The 16,792-nt window shown below is 70.3% G+C and carries 17 protein-coding genes; 9 read left to right on the top strand and 8 right to left on the bottom strand.

The features are described from left to right. Positions 1–16 precede the first annotated feature (16 nt). Entirely contained in the window at positions 17–208 is a 192-nt protein-coding gene (locus PKE78_RS09470) for a hypothetical protein (protein ID WP_271200623.1), read from the top strand. 126 nt (positions 209–334) lie between these two features. Here the strand turns inward: PKE78_RS09470 and PKE78_RS09465 are convergent, their stop codons facing one another. Both PKE78_RS09465 and PKE78_RS09460 read right to left on the bottom strand, forming a co-directional pair. Further along, on the bottom strand, positions 335–697 hold the full coding sequence (locus PKE78_RS09465) for a response regulator (protein ID WP_271200622.1): 363 nt from the start codon (positions 695–697) through the stop codon (positions 335–337). Between the two features lie 131 nt (positions 698–828). Further along, positions 829–1,776 carry a L,D-transpeptidase gene (locus PKE78_RS09460; RefSeq protein ID WP_271200621.1) on the bottom strand — a complete coding sequence of 316 codons (948 nt, stop codon included), beginning with the start codon at positions 1,774–1,776 and terminating at the stop codon, positions 829–831. Positions 1,777–1,991: 215 nt separating this feature from the next. Here PKE78_RS09460 and PKE78_RS09455 point away from each other — a divergent pair, with 215 nt between their 5' ends. Further along, positions 1,992–2,483, top strand: a complete 492-nt coding sequence (locus tag PKE78_RS09455; protein WP_271200620.1) for a GNAT family N-acetyltransferase — start codon at positions 1,992–1,994, stop codon at positions 2,481–2,483. 3 nt (positions 2,484–2,486) lie between these two features. On the opposite strand, the gene PKE78_RS09450 is transcribed toward PKE78_RS09455, so the two are convergent. Then, on the bottom strand, positions 2,487–2,924 hold the full coding sequence (locus tag PKE78_RS09450) for a MarR family winged helix-turn-helix transcriptional regulator (RefSeq protein ID WP_271200619.1): 438 nt from the start codon (positions 2,922–2,924) through the stop codon (positions 2,487–2,489). Positions 2,925–3,122: 198 nt separating this feature from the next. Here PKE78_RS09450 and PKE78_RS09445 point away from each other — a divergent pair, with 198 nt between their 5' ends. The 5 genes from PKE78_RS09445 (at position 3,123) to PKE78_RS09425 (ending at position 8,238) form a co-directional block, all read left to right on the top strand. After that, entirely contained in the window at positions 3,123–4,061 is a 939-nt protein-coding gene (locus PKE78_RS09445) for an alpha/beta fold hydrolase (protein WP_271200618.1), read from the top strand. A 175-nt stretch (positions 4,062–4,236) separates the two neighbouring features. After that, on the top strand, positions 4,237–4,524 hold the full coding sequence (gene groES, locus PKE78_RS09440) for a co-chaperone GroES (protein WP_271200617.1): 288 nt from the start codon (positions 4,237–4,239) through the stop codon (positions 4,522–4,524). A gap of 97 nt (positions 4,525–4,621) precedes the next feature. Further along, entirely contained in the window at positions 4,622–6,268 is a 1,647-nt protein-coding gene (gene groL, locus PKE78_RS09435) for a chaperonin GroEL (RefSeq protein WP_271200616.1), read from the top strand. A 192-nt stretch (positions 6,269–6,460) separates the two neighbouring features. Further along, a complete protein-coding gene (locus tag PKE78_RS09430; protein WP_271200615.1) occupies positions 6,461–7,756 on the top strand; it encodes an SDR family oxidoreductase in 1,296 nt (431 codons plus the stop codon). Continuing rightward, positions 7,753–8,238 carry a DUF2269 family protein gene (locus PKE78_RS09425; protein ID WP_271200614.1) on the top strand — a complete coding sequence of 162 codons (486 nt, stop codon included), beginning with the start codon at positions 7,753–7,755 and terminating at the stop codon, positions 8,236–8,238. The genes PKE78_RS09430 and PKE78_RS09425 overlap by 4 nt, the downstream gene beginning before the upstream one ends. A gap of 21 nt (positions 8,239–8,259) precedes the next feature. Here the strand turns inward: PKE78_RS09425 and PKE78_RS09420 are convergent, their stop codons facing one another. The 3 genes from PKE78_RS09420 to PKE78_RS09410 all read right to left on the bottom strand — a co-directional run bounded on the left by PKE78_RS09420 (position 8,260) and on the right by PKE78_RS09410 (position 12,426). Further along, positions 8,260–9,390 (bottom strand): L,D-transpeptidase family protein, encoded by a 1,131-nt coding sequence (locus tag PKE78_RS09420; protein ID WP_271200613.1) that lies wholly within the window; start codon positions 9,388–9,390, stop codon positions 8,260–8,262. Positions 9,391–9,513: 123 nt separating this feature from the next. After that, positions 9,514–10,602 carry a phosphate ABC transporter substrate-binding protein PstS gene (pstS, locus tag PKE78_RS09415; protein ID WP_271200612.1) on the bottom strand — a complete coding sequence of 363 codons (1,089 nt, stop codon included), beginning with the start codon at positions 10,600–10,602 and terminating at the stop codon, positions 9,514–9,516. A 108-nt stretch (positions 10,603–10,710) separates the two neighbouring features. Next, positions 10,711–12,426, bottom strand: a complete 1,716-nt coding sequence (locus tag PKE78_RS09410; protein ID WP_271200611.1) for a Na/Pi cotransporter family protein — start codon at positions 12,424–12,426, stop codon at positions 10,711–10,713. 388 nt (positions 12,427–12,814) lie between these two features. Here PKE78_RS09410 and PKE78_RS09405 point away from each other — a divergent pair, with 388 nt between their 5' ends. Beyond that, positions 12,815–13,366: a hypothetical protein gene (locus PKE78_RS09405; RefSeq protein WP_271200610.1), complete on the top strand. Its 552-nt coding sequence runs from the start codon at positions 12,815–12,817 to the stop codon at positions 13,364–13,366. A 94-nt stretch (positions 13,367–13,460) separates the two neighbouring features. Beyond that, positions 13,461–14,351 carry a dienelactone hydrolase family protein gene (locus PKE78_RS09400; RefSeq protein WP_271200609.1) on the top strand — a complete coding sequence of 297 codons (891 nt, stop codon included), beginning with the start codon at positions 13,461–13,463 and terminating at the stop codon, positions 14,349–14,351. Between the two features lie 175 nt (positions 14,352–14,526). Here PKE78_RS09400 and hisG read toward each other — a convergent pair whose 3' ends face one another. Together hisG and PKE78_RS09390 are read right to left on the bottom strand one after the other, a co-directional pair. After that, positions 14,527–15,534 (bottom strand): ATP phosphoribosyltransferase, encoded by a 1,008-nt coding sequence (hisG, locus tag PKE78_RS09395; protein ID WP_271200608.1) that lies wholly within the window; start codon positions 15,532–15,534, stop codon positions 14,527–14,529. Beyond that, positions 15,531–16,634 (bottom strand): ATP phosphoribosyltransferase regulatory subunit, encoded by a 1,104-nt coding sequence (locus PKE78_RS09390; RefSeq protein WP_271200607.1) that lies wholly within the window; start codon positions 16,632–16,634, stop codon positions 15,531–15,533. Before PKE78_RS09390 ends, hisG begins: the two co-directional genes overlap by 4 nt. Positions 16,635–16,792: the final 158 nt, after the last annotated feature.

The raw sequence follows: 16,792 nt of genomic DNA, 5'->3' as shown, positions 1-16,792 counted from the left end.
AAGATGGATTTCAGCGATGGCTGAACGGAAGCGATACGACGAACCCGAGATGATCCGCGAGCCCGGCGTCGAGCCGGACCAGCGCGACGGCCAGGAGCTCGACCTCATGGCCTCGGACGACATAGACGACGGCGCGACCGGGTCGGAGGATTCCGGCGCGGGCTCGTTCCTGGACCGGTTCGTGCCCCCAAGATCGAGCGGCGGATAACGTCGCTCACCTCCGCGTCGTCCTCCAGTCAAGCCGGAGGCGACGCGCCGGGCAATGGACAGACGGGCGATCCAACGAAAACAGGCGGCGCTTGGCGCCGCCTGTTTTGCCTCAGTCCGCCTGATCTCAGGGGTGGCGGCGGCCGCCCGACGCGGAGGCGACGACCGCCTCGATCGCGCGCTGGCTGTAGGGCTTGGCGATGAATGCGGCGTCGCGCAGACCCTCCGGGCAGCCGGAGACGTCCGAGCCGGTCACGAAGGCGAACGGGAGCTCCTGCTCCTTCAGGCTGCGCGCGAAGTCGTAGGACTTGCCGTCGACAACGTCGATGTCGAGCAGTGCGAGATCGAAACCGCCCTTCATGGCCTTCTGCGCCTGCGCGATCGACCGGCAGGACGTGATGCGGGCGTCGGTCCAGCAGCGGACGATGGTTTCGAGATCGAGCGCCAGAATGGCGTCATCTTCGAGGATCAGAACGCGGAACGGCGCCAACGCAGGTACTCCTGGCGGATTTCACTCGCACAGAAACGCGCTCAGGCCTGTCCGGTTTCATGGTCGACGAGGAATTAATTTTGACAGCGAGCGAGGGGCCGGCGCGGTGGCGGGCCCCTCGTTCCTGAGCCTTAGATCACCTTGACGACGGTGCCGATGCGGACGCGCTCGTAGAGGTCGGTCACGTCCTCGTTGGTCATGCGGATGCAGCCCGAGGAGACGGCGCGGCCGATCGACCAAGGCTCGTTGGAGCCGTGGATGCGGTAGAGCGTCGAGCCGAGATAGAGCGCGCGGGCGCCGAGCGGATTGTCCGGGCCGCCCGGCATGAAGACCGGCAGCTCGGGACGGCGCTGGCGCATCTCCGCCGGCGGACGCCAGTCCGGCCATTCCCGCTTCTGCGAGATGGTCTCGGTGCCTTTCCAAGAGAAGCCTTCCTTGCCGACGCCGACGCCGTAGCGGATCGCGGTGCCGTCGCCCTGCACGAGGTACAGGAAGCGCTCTCGGGTGTTGATGACGATGGAGCCGGCGGGTTCGGCGCCGGCGTATTGCACGGTCGTGCGCGCGAACTTCGGGTCCACCGTGCGGCGGGCGGCGTCGCCGGCGCCTGCGGCCGAAGGCGGCCCTGCGAGGCGGCGAGGCGCATAGCGCTCGACGCGCGGCTCACGCGCCTCGTAAGGATCGTCGTAGCGGTCGTCGTAATCGTACCGGCGGTACTCGCGGCCGTAGAGCACCCGCGGCTCGTCGCCGTAGCGGTAGACGCGGACGTCGCCGCCGTCGAGCGCCATGCGGCCGCTGCGCCGCTCGGTCTGACGCTCCCGCGAGGTCGGGATACGGCGGGTCCGGTAGACCGGCTCCTCGTCGCCGAACATCTCCTCGATCAGGCCGCCGCCCATGCTGCGGGACGGCGCGCGGCGGACGACGCGCGGCTCGTCCTCATAGTAATAGCGCGCGCCGGCGCGGGGCGCGTACTCGCGCGTCTCGATCACGCGGGATTGGGCGGCGGCGGGCGCCGCCGGCGCCAGCGCTGCGATGGCGAGCGCGCCGAGCATCGCGGCGAGAGGAGCGCGGAATGCGGTCACGGATGCTTACTCCTCGAAAACAGGCCCGACCGGAGACGCGGCCGGACGACATCTTACGCTACAATGGACGGAAACCGCCTTACGTTGCATGAACGAGCGCGTGAGCCTTGTCCTGCGCGACCATGGCGAAAACGAGGGCCGGCGGCGCCGGGTTGTCCGGCTCCGCATGTCGTGACAGAACGCGACGCTCCTCCAGCCGACGGGACGGACCTGCGATGAGCGAATTCCTGATCCGCGAAGCGAACGACGGCGACGGCTCGGAGCTGGTCGGCCTCGCCCGCCGCGTGTTCGAGGAGCACGGCGGCGCCGCGTTCGATCCCGCGCGGCATCCCGAGCTCGACCAGCCGGCGAGCGCCTATGCCGGGCGCGGCGGCCGGCTCTGGGTGGTGGCGCGGGGCGAGACGCTGGTCGGCGCGCTCGCCGTCGCCCGCCGTTTCCGGGCTGGCGAGTTCGAGATCGCGCTGCTCTATCTCGACCGCGACGTGCGCGGGCAGGGGCTGGCGGCGGCGCTGCTGGCGGGCGCGACCGCCTTCGCGACGGCCTCGGGCGGCGTACGTCTGACCTCGTGGCTCGACGCCCGCTTCGACAGCGGCGCGCGGTTCTACGAGCGTCAGGGGTTTCTCAGGCTCCCGGGCGTCCGCGCACGCCACGACGCCGGCGACACTCTCCAGCACGCTTATGCGCGGGATGTCGCGCAGGCGGCGTGAGCGTCAGCCGACCGCCTTGCGCAGCTCGCCGAGGCGGCGGCGGGTGACCTGCCACGAGCCGTAGCCGAGCCGGTTCTCGATTTCGCCCTGGGCGATGCGCCACAGCGGCAGCGCGGCGTCGAGCGCCCCGCGGCCCTTCTCGGTCAGCGTCGGCTTGCGTCGGCCGTTCGCGCCCTTTTCCGGGGCGACGAGGCCTTCCTTGCGCAGAAGCTGGAGATTGCGGACGAGCGTGGTGCGTTCGATCTCGATGCGGTCGGCGAGATCGGTGATGGAGCCCGCCTCGTCGGCCTCGATCGCCGCGAGCAGCACGAACTGGGTGCCCTTTAGGCCCGACGGCCGCAGCGCGTCGTCGTAGAAGCGCGTGACGGCGCGCGCCGCCATGCGCGTGTGCGAGCAGGCGCACATGGTGTGGATGTCGAGAATTTCCTCGCGGGTCGCCATTCCGTGAAGATCGCGCCGAATCCTGCGAAAGATCAAGCGCCAAGACGCCACAGCGGCGTCGCGCGGGCTTCCCCCGGAACGCCGGGCGGATAGTCTGGCTGAAGGGTCGGCGCGGCGGCGCCCGACGCGCGAGGACGCCCGAGGCCCGATGACGACGATGCGCCGTGCTTCCGCCTACGCTTGCGCGGCCGTCCCCGCATGACCGCGCCGCCGCAGGCCGCGGTTCAGGTCGCGGATTTCACGCTGCAGCTCCGAAGGGCCGAGGTGGGCGGCGGCGACCTGCTGGTCGTGCTGTCCACCAAGCGGCGCTTCGCGATGTACCGGCGGGAGTTCTCGCGCGACGTGCTGTTCGTCGCGGACGGTCGGGTCGGCTTCTACGTGCACGGAACCGAGGCGCTCGCCGAGGCGATCATGGCGATCGCGGATCGCGGCGACTATGAGCGCGTGCTGTTGGTTGGCGGCAGTAAGGCGGGCTTCGGCGCGCTGCTGGTGGGGGGCGTGGCGGCGCGGATGCGGCCGGACCGGGTGATCCGCGTGCTGGCCTTCCAGCCGCGCGCCTGGATCTGGCCCTACCAGCGCGAGCGCAGGGTCCCGAGCTATCACCGCCAGCACCGGCGCGCGTCGAAGGAGCCCGGCCTCAGGGCCGACATGCGCCGCTTCGGCGACGTCCGTTTCGTGGCTGAGCTCCCGAACCTGGTGGCCCAGGTCGTCTATCCCGGCCGGAACGCCGAGGACATGGAGCAGGCGCTCGCCCTCGACGGGCCGAACGTCCGCCACGCCGCGGTCCCCACCGCAATCCACAACGCCATGGGCTTCCTCAACCTGATCCGGCGGCCGGAGGAGGAGGTCCGGGCCGGCGTCGACCGCATGTTCGGCGGCGACGCAGCGGATGATGGCCTGTTCGCGGACGAGGCCCAGCGGCTGACGCTCGTGCGCGAGATCCTTGCGGCCGGCGCGCTCCCGACCGTCGACGAGCACATCGACGCCGCCTTCGACCTATCGCCGAGGCCGGCTCCGCCGGGCTGGGCGGGACGCGTCGCATGGCGGCGTCTCCGGCGCAGGGCGGCCGCGCTGCTGCGGCGGCTGAGGCCTTATCCGCGCATCCGGAGCCCACGCGGCGCGCCCCCCTCCGCCTGACGCAAAAAATCCTGCGCCTCGCGTCCGGCCTCGTCCTTGACAGTCGACCTCCGCCTTCGTATCTCGCCGAAGTGTTAGCACTCTCCATAAGCGAGTGCTAACACCCGGACGTACGGCGTCCGGTCGAGATATTGGAACGCGAAGCGCCAACGCGCGCGCTCGAGAGGGTTCACCAATGGCATTTCGTCCGCTGCACGACCGCGTGGTCGTCCGCCGCCTCACCGCCGAAGAGAAGTCGAAGGGCGGCATCATCATTCCGGACACGGCGAAGGAGAAGCCGCAGGAAGGCGAAGTGGTCGCCGTGGGCGCCGGCGCCCGTGACGACAGCGGCAAGATCGTCGCTCTCGACGTCAAGGCCGGCGACAAGATCCTGTTCGGCAAGTGGTCGGGCACCGAGGTCAAGATCGACGGCGAAGACCTGCTCATCATGAAGGAGTCGGACATCCTCGGCGTCATCGCCTGAGGTTTTCCGGCTTTTTTTACGCCCGGCCGGGCCGCGCCCTTCATGGCGCAGCGGCCGGCGGGATCGAACCTGAAACTTCGCTCAAGGGAGCACTCACATGGCTGCGAAAGACGTACGTTTTTCCGCCGACGCGCGCGACAAGATGCTGCGCGGCGTCGACATCCTCGCCAACGCGGTGAAGGTCACGCTCGGCCCGAAGGGTCGTAACGTCGTGATCGAGAAGTCCTTCGGCGCTCCGCGGATCACCAAGGACGGCGTCACCGTCGCGAAGGAGATCGAGCTCGAGGACAAGTTCGAGAACATGGGCGCCCAGATGGTGCGCGAAGTGGCCTCGAAGACCAACGACCTCGCCGGCGACGGCACCACCACCGCGACCGTGCTCGCCCAGGCGATCGTCCGCGAGGGCGCCAAGTCGGTGGCCGCCGGCATGAACCCGATGGACCTCAAGCGCGGCGTCGATCTCGCCGTCTCGAAGGTCATCGAGCACCTCAAGGCTTCGTCCAAGAAGATCGCCACCTCGGCGGAAGTCGCGCAGGTCGGCACGATCTCCGCGAACGGCGACAAGGAAGTGGGCGAGATGATCGCTCACGCCATGCAGAAGGTCGGCAACGAGGGCGTCATCACGGTCGAGGAAGCCAAGAGCTTCGAGACCGAGCTCGAAGTCGTCGAGGGCATGCAGTTCGACCGCGGCTACCTCTCGCCGTACTTCATCACCAACGCCGAGAAGATGATCGCGGACCTCGAGGACCCCTACATCCTCATCCACGAGAAGAAGCTCTCCGGCCTGCAGGCGATCCTGCCGGTGCTCGAGTCGGTCGTGCAGTCGGGCAAGCCGCTCGTCATCATCGCCGAGGACATCGAGGGCGAGGCGCTCGCCACCCTCGTCGTCAACAAGCTCCGCGGCGGCCTCAAGGTCGCGGCCGTGAAGGCTCCGGGCTTCGGCGATCGCCGCAAGGCGATGCTCGAGGACATCGCGATCCTGACCAACGGCCAGGTCATTTCCGAGGACCTCGGCATCAAGCTCGAGAACGTGACCCTCGACATGCTCGGCCGCGCCAAGAAGGTGACGCTCGAGAAGGAGAAGACCACGATCGTCGACGGCGCCGGCGACAAGGACGCGATCCAGGCGCGCGTCGCCCAGATCAAGGCCCAGATCGAAGAGACCACCTCCGACTACGACCGTGAGAAGCTCCAGGAGCGTCTCGCCAAGCTGGCCGGCGGCGTGGCCGTCATCCGCGTCGGCGGCGCGACCGAGATCGAAGTCAAGGAGAAGAAGGACCGCATCGACGACGCGCTCAACGCGACGCGCGCGGCCGTCGAGGAAGGCATCGTGCCGGGCGGCGGCGTCGCTCTGCTCCGCGCCAAGACCTCGATCCGCGACATCAAGAACGACAACCCGGACATCCAGGCCGGCTTCAACATCGTTCTGAAGGCGCTCGAGGCTCCGATCCGTCAGATCGCCGCCAACGCGGGCGTCGAAGGCTCGATCGTCGTCGGCAAGCTGCTCGAGACCGACAACGCGACGTCGGGCTTCAACGCCCAGACGGAAGAGTATGTCGACATGATCCAGGCCGGCATCGTCGACCCGACCAAGGTCGTGCGCACGGCTCTTCAGGACGCGGCTTCGGTCGCGGCGCTGCTCATCACCACCGAGGCGATGATCGCCGAGCTGCCGAAGAAGGACAGCGGCGGCGGCATGCCGGGCGGCATGGGCGGCGGCGGGATGGGCGGCATGGACTTCTGAGGACGTCCATAAAAGCCGCCCATCCCTTAAGGGATGGCCAAGTCGGGAACACCCGACTTGGCGTGCGGCATGGACTTCTGATCCACGCGACCTGAACGTCGGAACTGCGAAGGGCCTCGGAGACATCCGAGGCCCTTTTTTCATGTCTGCATGCGATTCTGGCGACGCGGAACCACGACGCGGCGCGAACCCATGAACGTTCTTGTGCTCGGCGCCTACGGCTTCATCGGCTCGTCCGTCGTCGACGCTCTCGTCGCGCGGGGATGGGACGTCATCGGCGTCGGCCGCTCGATCGACGCCGCCCGCCGCAGGCGCCCGGACGTCAGATGGCGTGCGGCCGATATCGCGCGCCTCGCCGCGCCGGACGACTGGGCGCTGCTGCTCCAAGGCGTCGACGCAGTCGTCAACTGCGCGGGAGCGCTCCAGGACGGCGGACGCGACGACGTATCGGCGGTGCAGGCGCGCGCCATGTTCGCGCTCTACGGCGCGGCCGCACGCGCGGGCGTCGCACATATCGTGCAGATTTCCGCCACGCGCGCGGCCGAAGACGCCGATACGGTCTTCATGCGCAGCAAGGGCGAGGCTGACGCGGCGCTAAAGGCGTCAGGGCTGATCTGGACGATCCTGCGGCCGGGCCTCGTCGTCGGGCCGGGCGCTTACGGCGGCACGGCGCTGCTCCGTGGGCTGGCGGCGTTCCCGATCGTCTCGCCGACGCTCGCCGGCGCGGGCCCCATTCAAACCGCCGGCGTCGACGAGGTGGCCGAAGCGGTCGTCGCCGCGCTCGACGGCCGCGTTCCGCCGAACGTGGTCTACGACCTCGTGGAGGACGCGCCTCATAGTCTCGAGGAAATCGTCGCGGCGTTCCGGGTCTGGCTCGGGCATCCAGCGGGCGTTCGCATCGCCCTGCCTCGCGGCCTGGCGCGGGTTCTCTGCCGAGCCGGAGACCTTTTCGGATGGCTTGGGTGGCGTCCGCCGCTGCGGACGACCGCCCTCAACGAGATCGAGGCTGGTGTCCGCGGCGACGCCGCCCGATGGCGCGCGGCGCGCGGAGCGGGCCTGAGACCCCTTGGGGACACGCTCGCGCGGATGCCCTCGTCGATCCAGGAGCGCTGGTTTGCGCGCCTGTTCCTCCTCAAGCCGTTCGCCATCAGCGTGCTGGCCGCCTTCTGGATCGCTTCCGGCGCGATCGCGCTTTTCCGTTTCGACGCGGCGGTCGGCGTGCTCGCCGACCGGGCAGGCTCGCCCGGGCTCTCCGCTCTCGCGGTCGGAGGCGGCGCTGTTCTCGACCTCGCCCTCGGGTTCGGGCTTCTGCTCCGGCGCACGCATGTCGCGGCGGCGCTCGGCATGGTCGCGACGACCTGCATCTACCTGTTGCTGGGAAGCGTGCTGGCGCCCGATCTTTGGCTCGATCCGCTCGGCCCTCTCGTCAAGACATGGCCGGGGCTCGCGCTGGCGCTCGTCGTCGCCGCCATCGCGGAGGACCGATGACGCTCATCGACCTTCTTCGCTGGGCGCACGTCGTGGGCGCGGCCGTCCTGCTCGGAACCGGCTCCGGCATCGCGTTCTTCATGCTGATGGCGCACCGCACCCGCGCGCCCGCTTTGATCGCCCACGTCGCGGGGACCGTCGCGTTGGCGGACATGATCTTCACCGCCACGGCCGCCCTTCTTCAACCTGTGACCGGCGCTGTCCTCGCGCATCTCGTCGGCTGGCCGCTCGACACCGGCTGGATCGTGCTGTCGCTCATCCTCTACGTCGCAATCGGCCTCCTCTGGCTGCCGGTGGTGCGCATGCAGATCGTGATGCGCGATCTGGCGCGAGCGGCGGCGGCGGAGGGGACTCCTCTGCCGCTCCGATATCACCGGCTGTTCCGTCTGTGGTTCTGGTGCGGTGTGCCGGCTTTCCTCATGGTCTTGGCGATCGTTTGGCTGATGGTCGCGCGCCCGGCGATCCCCGGCCTCGACACGTGACCTCGGCGACCGGCCGCGGCCTCACCCCTCGAACTCCACCTCCGTCACCTTCGGCTCGATCAGCCGGCCGAGCTCCGCCGCGTCCCAGTTGGTCAGCCGCACGCAGCCGTGGCTCGCGGTCTTGCTGATCTGCGACGGCTCGGGCGTGCCGTGGATGCCGTAGGTCGGCTTCGACAGGTCGATCCACATGGAGCCGACCGGCCCGTTCGGGCCCGGCGGCAGCGTGAGCTTCCGCGTGTTCTTGCCCTGCTGAAAGTTCTTTTTCGGGTCGTAGATGTAGTGCGGGTCCGGAAACGACCCGTTGATCGTCATCTTGCCCTCCGGCGAGGGCGTGTCGGGCGAGCCGATGGTCGCGGGCGCAATCAGCAAGATCTTGCCGGCCTCGTCATAGGCGCGCAGTTCGCCAAGGCGCTTGTCGACGGTGATGCGCCGGACCTTGCCTTCCGCCCGGGCGCCGACGTCGGGCACGACGATCGGGACGCCGGCGGTCTTGAAGTCGACGCCCGGATTCATCGCCCTCAGCAGGCCGGGATCGACGTGGAACCGCTCGCCGAGCATCTCGACCGCGTCGCGATAGCCGAGCCATTTGAGCTTGGCGAGCTTGGCGTAGTCCGCCGGGAGCTTCGCTTCGTAGCGGCCGTTCACGTCCTCGGGATAGATCAGGTAGGTCTTCGTCGCCTTGGCCGTGTCGGCCGCGAGCGCGTCCCAGAGCGCGCGGTCCAAGCCGCCGTCGAGCGGCAGGCCGCGCATCTCGCGGAACGCGATCTGCGCCTTCTTGAGATTGTCGCCGTCGCGCCCGTCGATCGCGCCGGGCGAGGCGTGCGCGCGGTCGAGCAGCGTCTGGACGCGCACGAGGAACGGGTCGGGCGCGTCCTTGGGCTTCGGCAGCCGCGCCAGCCGCTCGCGCGCGGCCTTTTTGTCCCGCGCGCGCTTGGCCTTGCGGACGGCCTCCTCGGCGGCCTTGCGCTCCTCGGCGGCCTTCGCGCGGGCGTCGGCGCCGGCGCGCCAATCCTCGAAGTCGGAGCCGTCGATCGCCTCGGCCGTGAGGGCGGGCGGGGGAGCCGGCGAGTTCGACTGCGATTGCGCCGAAGCCGGCCCGCCGATCAAGACGAGCGCCGAAAGCCCGACGCCGATGCCCCAGACGAACCTCATGCCGATCACCCTCGCTGCGCCTCAATAGGCGTCAACGTCCGGACCGGCCGATCGGCTCCCTCGCCGAAACGTCGCAGGATCAGAAGCCTTTCGCCGGCATGGGTCTTCGTCCGGCCTGCAGCGTCAGCCGGCGCCGGGGTCGATTGCGGGCGCGACGCCGAGCCGGTCGCGCCAGTAGCCGCGGACCGCGTCGACCGTCTCGGGCGGCAGCGGCACGTAGCCGAGCTCCGAGGCGGCGTCGGCGCCCCTTTCAAAACCCCAGTTGAAGAAGGCGAGGGCGGCGGCCGTGGCGGTCGCGACCGGTCGGGTGTCGGGCACGACCACGAATGTCGTGACGACGATGGGGTAGGCGCCTTCGCCCGCGACGTCGATCAGCGACACGCCAAAATCGTTCGCTCCGCTCCAGCCGGCTTTCGCGGCCGCCGCCCGAAACCCGTCCGGGCCCGGCGTCACGAACGCGCCGGCGGCGTTGCGGAGCGCGGCGACGGCGAGGCCGGCGCGGCGCGCGGCGGCCAGATCGAGATAGCCGATCGAGTTCGGGGTCCGCGCGATCATCTCGGCGACGCCGCCGTTCCCCCTCGCGGGCCGTCCGACCGGCCATTCGACAGTCTGGCCGGCGCCGACCGGCCTCCAGCGCTCGCTGATCCTGGCGAGATAGCTCGTGAAGGCGAAGGTCGTGCCCGATCCGTCGGAGCGCCGCACCGGGCGGATGTCGGCGTCCGGCAGGTTCAGCCCCGGATTGAGCGCCCTGATCGCAGGGTCCGACCAGGTCGTGACCTTCCCGAGATAGATGTCCGCGAGAACCTCGCCGGTGAGCTGCAGCGCGCCCGGCGCGACGCCCGTTAGATTGACCGCCGCCGCGACGCCCGCGACCGCCACCGGAAACTGCGCGACACGATATTCCTTGACCTCTTCCGGCGAGAGGGGAACCTCGGTCGCGCCGAAATCGACCGCGCGGGCCCTGATCCGCATCACGCCCGCCTGCGACCCGACGGCCTCGTAGTCGAGACCTCCAGACGGCTGGGATTCGGCCGTCCACTGCGATCGGAGATGGTCCTGGTTCCAGCGGTTCAGCAGCGGCTGGACGAGAGTCGAGCCCGAACCGGTCACGCTTTGCGCGAGACCCGGGGCGGCGGCGAGCATCGCGCCGGCGAGCGCGACGGCGGCGAGCGCGAGGCGGGCGGGCGCCCGGTGCGATGTTTGGCGGATCATGCGGCTTCTCCGGGCGTTCTGGCGGTCTGTACCCTGTCCCGCCGTCACGCCCGGCGTTGTCCGGGCATGACGGCGAGCGCCGGCCCGAAAGCCGGCGTTCGCGTGGCCTCAGGCCGGGACGGGCGCGGCGTCGAAGCCGCCGACCTCACGCGGCGCCGGCGCCTCGACGGGCACGACCCGCGAGACGGACCGCCGCTCGGCGTCGATCCGCTCGATCAGGAAGTAGGCCCGCTCCGCGCTGCCGAGCAGAGCGAGGATCGCGCCCCGCTCCACCCAGGGCAGCGAGCCGTTGAGACGAAGCGCCTCCGACCGCAGTTCGTTGAGCGCCGCGACGCGCGGCGCGGCCTCGGCCGAGAGGTTGTCGCGGCGCGCCTCGGCCGGATTGGCGACCACGCGCAGCGCGTCCGCCACCTGATCGAGCATCCGGTCCACAAGCGGGCGTCCCGTCTCCCCGAAAGGCTGTCGCTCGACGCGGCGGGCGATCTGGTAAAGCGCCTGACCGAGGCTCGCGGTGTGGTCCTCCTCCTCGATCAGGCTCGCGACGAGGTCGGCGCGCTCGTAGGGCATCTCCGCCTTGAACAAGCCGGAGGTGTAGGCGCGAATCTCGCGGTTGAGCACGTCCATCTGGGCGTGATGCTCCTCGACCTTGTCGGGCGCGTCGTCCCGGCCGCGGGCGATGTCGAGGAACTTCATCGCCGCCTCGAGGTAGCGCTCGTTCTCGCGCAGGATCGCCGGCACCGCGGTCTCCGGAGCGCCCGCCGCCTCGGCCGTCAGATGCCGCGGGACCGAATAGTCCTCGACGTCGTCGAGCGAGGAGGCGCCGACCTTCATCAGCAACCGCTCGAACACGCCGACGAAGGGGTAGAGCAGGAGAACGTTGAAGATGTTGAAGAAGGTCGAGTAGAGGCCGATCGCCACCGGCACCAGCGGGAACGTCTCCTTGCCGTTGACCACGACCGGCGTTCCCGGATCGCCGCCGAACCACTGCATCACCCAGGTCAGGACGTCCATCGAGACGAAGAACAGGGGTATGGTGACCATCACCCCGATGATGTTGAAAGAGATGTGGGCGTAGGCCGCGCGCTTGGCGTTCTTCGACAGGTTGAGCGAGGCGAGCCAGGACGTGACGGTCGTGCCGAGATCCGCGCCGAGCGAAAAGGCGACGGCGGTCTTCCAGTCGATGATGCCGGCGGCGCCGAGGCCCATGACGATGCCGATCGTCGCCGAGGACGAGTGGATCATGGCGGTGACGCCGGCCGCGATCAGCACGCAATAGAGAAGGTTCACATAGGTGTCGGCCGTCAGCGCCGAGATCACCGCCATGATCTCGGGCATGTTGCGCAGCGGCTTCAGGCCGCCGGTCATCAGGTTGAGACCATAGAAGATCAGCGAGAAGCCGATGCAGGCGAGCGCGATGTTCTTCAGCTTGTCCGTCTTGGCGAAGATGTAGAGCAGCGCGAAAAGGCCGGCGAACAGCAGGCCGAGCGGCCCGAGCGGCAGGGCGATCAAGCCGTTGCCGAGCGTCGTGCCGATGTTGGCGCCCATGATCACGGAGATCGCGGGACGAAGACCGACGACGCCGGCGTTGACGAGGCCGACGACCATCACCGTCATGGCGGTGGAGGACTGGATAATGCCGGTAATGAAGGTGCCGGCGACCACGCCCTTCGCGGGGGTCCCGGCGAATTTCGCGAGCAGCGCGCGCATCTTGTTGACCGCGAGCGACTGGATGCCGTTCGACATGAATTCGAGCCCGAGCATGAAGATGCCCAGGCCCCCGATCACTGGAACGATGATCTGCGTGAAGATGTCGACTTGCTGCATCGAACGCGCCCCAGTCTGAAAAAAGCCGGAGTTCGCGTTCCGCGCCGCGCGAGACGCGGAACGGCCAAGATGTCGCGATGCTCGTCGGCAGGTCTCCGCGCCTAAAACTCGCGCTTCCTGACGAAACCTTTAGTTAAGCTTGATGACGGAGAAGTGACGCAAGTTTCGGCGGGGCGGCTTGGCGTTCGCGCCGAGCGGAGACGTCTCGGGCGGCGGGCCGGCGGCGTCGACCGGAGGTCGCGCGGTCGAGAAGGCTCGGCGCGCTCGCTCCGGTCCTTTGGTCCGGCTTCCCGCGACCGTCCTCGTGCGGAAATGTCTTCAAGTCGCCACGATCGGCCCGCTTCCGTCGTCGCTTCATCCTATAATGGGGCGCGAGCGAGGGCCCGGAATGACCGTCAGAACCCCGATCGCCTGCCTCGTCGCGCTCGCGATCCTTCCGTTCGCGGCGGCGGCCGAGCCGGTGCGCGACGAGCCGAGCGGGCTCACGATCGATCCGCCGGCAGGCTACTCCGCCGAGAAGATCGACGGCGGGCAGCGCTACGCCGCGGCCTTCAACGTCAAGAAGGCGGGCGCGGACGAGCCCGGCTGCCGGGTCGGCTTCCAGGCGAGCCCGCAGAACGCGGGCCTGACGCAGGAGGAGATCAACGCCTTCACCGCCAAGCCGGAGTGGACCGACCTGATCAAGGCGACGCTCGCGCTCTACTACGACGTGGCCTCGGTCGATCCGTTCGAGCAGGGCGGGCTCGCCGGGGCCGCGGTGATCGGCGACATCAAGGCCGCGGAGGGCGAGACCCAGGCGCCTGACGCGCGCTCCTATCTCGTGCTGCTCGACACGCCGAAGGGCCGGACCACGCTGGTCTGCGTGGCGGCGCGGGCCGACTTCGACGCCCGACGCGCCGAGTTCGAGGCGGTGGCGCGGGCGGTGCAGCCGCCGCGATGACTTCTGAGTGAGGGCGGTTTTCGCGCGCCGCAGCGTGTAGTCTCCGGGGCTTCCCCCGCCGCTTCGGCGCGGGAGCCAAGTCCCGAGGACGTTGATGACGCCGAGACCGGACCGAAGCGCGATCGCGCTCTACGATCGCTTCACCCATGGCGAGCTCGACCGTCGCGGTTTCATGGCGCGGCTGACCGCGCTCGCCGGCTCGACGGCCGCGGCGCAGGCGCTGCTGTCGGCGCTGTCGAACGACTACGCCCGCGCCGCCATCGTCGCGCCGGACGACCGCCGGCTGAAGATCGAGAACGCGACCTACGCCGGTCCGGACGGCCCGGTGAAGGGCCTGCTCGCCCGCGGATCGGCCGAGGGGCGCCGGCGGCCGGCGGTCGTCGTCATCCACGAGAACCGCGGCCTCAATCCGCACATTCAGGACGTCTGCCGCCGGCTCGCCGTCTCGGGCTTCATGGTGTTCGGCGTCGATCTGCTGTCGCCGGTCGGGGGCACGCCGGAGGATGAGGACGCCGCGCGCGAGCTGATCGGCGGGCTCGATCCCGCGAAGGCGACCGCCATGCTGGTCGCGGCCGTGTCCTTCCTCCAGCAGCATCCGGAGGCGAACGGCTCGGTCGGCGCCGTTGGCTTCTGCTGGGGCGGCGGCATGGCGAACCGGCTCGCCGCGGCCTCGTCCGAACTGAAGGCCGCGGTGTCCTATTACGGCCCGACGCTGCCCGACGAGCAGGCGGCGGAGGTGAAGGCCCCGCTGCTGCTGCAATACGCGGGCCTCGACGAGCGGGTGAACGCGGGCGTGCCGGCCTTCCGGAAGGCGCTCGAGGCCGCGGACAAGCCGTTCGAGCTGTTCATCTACGAGGGCGCGGACCACGCGTTCAACAACGACGCCAATCCCGCCCGCTACAACAAGAAGGCGGCGGATCTCGCCTGGGACCGCACCATCGCCTTCCTGGAACGCCATCTCGGCGCGGCGCCGCCGCCGACCTGATCGGCCGTCCGGACGACGGCTGCGCATTTTTTTGCGCGGGCCGGGAACCGGGAGCCGAGGTCCGCGTTTTCCGTCCGAAAGCTCGAGAAGAGCTTTTTGATCCGGCCTTCGGACCCCCCGACCGAAGCGCCTGGACAGAGGCGGAGCCGCTACCCCCCGAAGCGGCTCCGCCTTTTTATTTTCCGCCGATCGCGTCGAACAGGCTCGCCACCAGAGGCGGGTTCGGCTCGAACACGTCTTCGAGCGTCGCGACGGTGACCGTGCCGGCGCCCGCGGCGGCGAGCGCCTCGACCAGCGGAAACAACGCCTTCTTCGGCGCGTGCAGCACCAGCGGCGCGCCCGGCCCCGGCGGCCCGAACGGCGCGCGGGCGTCGAAGCGGGCGGCGACGTCGATCAGCACACGTTCCACGCCGGCGTCGAAGCGGGCGCGCACCTCGCGGATCGAGCGCGCGCGCACCTCAGCCGCGATGCGCGTGAGGATGGTGCGGGCGGCCGCGCGGGTGGCCACGCTCCAGTCCGCGCCGAGGCTCGCCACGAGCTGCGCCTGGCTGCGCAGGATGACGCCGTCGTCGAGCACCTTGAGCGCGTTCGCGGCGAGCGTCGCGCCGGTGGTGGTGATGTCCACCACCACGTCGGCGGCGCCTGCGGCCGGCGCGCCCTCGGTCGCGCCGAGGCTCTCCACGATCCGGTAGTTTGAGACGCTGGTGCGCGCCCGTCCGCCGCCGGGCTCGGTCCAGGCGAAGAAACCGCGCGTCAGGTTGAGGTACTTGGTCGCGACGCGCAGCCGCCGGCCGTGGCGGCGCTGCATGTCGGCGGCGACGTCGTCAAGGTCGGCCATGGTGCGGACGTCGATCCAGGCCTTCGGCGCCGCCACCACCACGTCGGCGTAGCCGAAGCCGAGAGGCTGCAGCAGCTTCACGCGGCCGGCGGCGTCGGGGATCTGCTCGCGGATCAGGTCTTCGCCGGTGACGCCGAGATGGGCCGCGCCGCTCGCGAGCTGGCCGGCGATGTCGGAGGCCGACAGATAGGCGATCTCGACGTCCGGCAGGTCGGCGATCGCGCCGCGGTACTCGCGCGCGCCGTTCGCCCGCACGAAGTTGAGGCCGGCGCGGGCGAAGAACGCCTGCGCGTTCTCCTGCAGGCGGCCCTTGGAGGGCACGGCGAGGATCAACGGACCGGTCATCGCGCGGCTCCGGGGAAACGGTCGAGCCAGAGCGAGAAGCCGACGCCCGGCGCAGGCGCGGCGCCAAGCGCGCCGAGCAGCCCGTCATAGCGCCCGCCGCCGGCGAGCGGCCCGTCGCCGCCGTCGCGGCCGAGCTCGAACACGAGGCCGGTGTAGTAGTCGAGCTTGCGGCCGAAACGGCTCGCGAAGCGCATGCGCTCGACCGGGAGGCCCGCCGCCGCGAAGGCCTCGATCCGGCTCCCGAGCCGCTCCACGGCCGGGCCGATCGCGAGCCCGCCGTCGGCGAGGCGCCGCAGCCGCTCCACCGCCGAGCGCGCGTCGGCGTCGACGGCGAGCACGTCGGTCAGCGCCCTGCGCTCTCCGGCGGAGAGGCCCGCGGCGCCGCCGGCGGCGTTCTGCTCGATGAAGCGGTCGGCGATCTCGGCCGGCGTGCGGCCGCCGACGGCGGCGATGCCGGCGAGCGACAGCACGTCCTCGATCACGGCGCGCGCCGCCTCCGGGCCGGCGGCGTCGAGCGCCGCGAACAGGCCGGCGTGGCCGGCCCGCGCCGCCTGCGCCGGCGTCGCAGCGGACAGCGCGTCGAGGCTTTCGCCATAAGTGATCTCGCGCTTCAGCCGCCGCCGGAAGGCGGGGGCCGCGTCGAGCGCCTCGACGGCCGCCGCGATCAGCGCGAGGTCGCCCAGCCGGATGATCGGCGCGGGTTCGCTGAGCAGGGCGGAGGCCTCGAGCGCGAGCGCGAGGATCTCGGTCTCGGCCGCGATTGCGTCGGCCCGGCCAAAACTCTCGACGCCGGCCTGCGCGCTCTCGCCGCCGCCGCCGCGACGGTGACGGAAGATCGGGCCGGCGTAGTAGTAGGACGCCGCCCGCGCGGGATCGCCGCCCGCGATGTGGCCGAGCGCGATCGGGATGGTGAAGTCCGGCCGGAGGCACAGGTCGCGGCCGTCGCCATCGCTCGTCAGGAACATCCGCGCGCGCAGGCCTTCGCCCATCACATGCAGGAAGGGCTCCGCCGGCTGCAGGATCGAAGGCTCGGCGCGCGCGAAGCCGGCCGCTTCGAAGCGGTCGAGCAGGCTCGGCGGGATCGGGACCAGAGGCGACATCGGGCAGGCACGCGGGGACTGTTGCAGGCGGGCGGAACGGTTGCGCGTCTAGCAGGCGAGACGCCCGAGCGCGACTGTTTTCGTGGGTGCAGGCCGACCGGCCGCCTTCGCGCCGGCCTGCCGCGACGGTTTGCGCGGCGGCGCAAGGGTTGTCCGCG

Origin of the sequence: Methylopila turkensis (assembly GCF_027922325.1) — a bacterium.
Classification (GTDB): Bacteria; Pseudomonadota; Alphaproteobacteria; order Rhizobiales; family Methylopilaceae; genus Methylopila; species Methylopila turkensis.
Note: the sequence above shows the minus strand (reverse complement) of the source record. Positions and strands in the feature narration are given on the sequence as shown.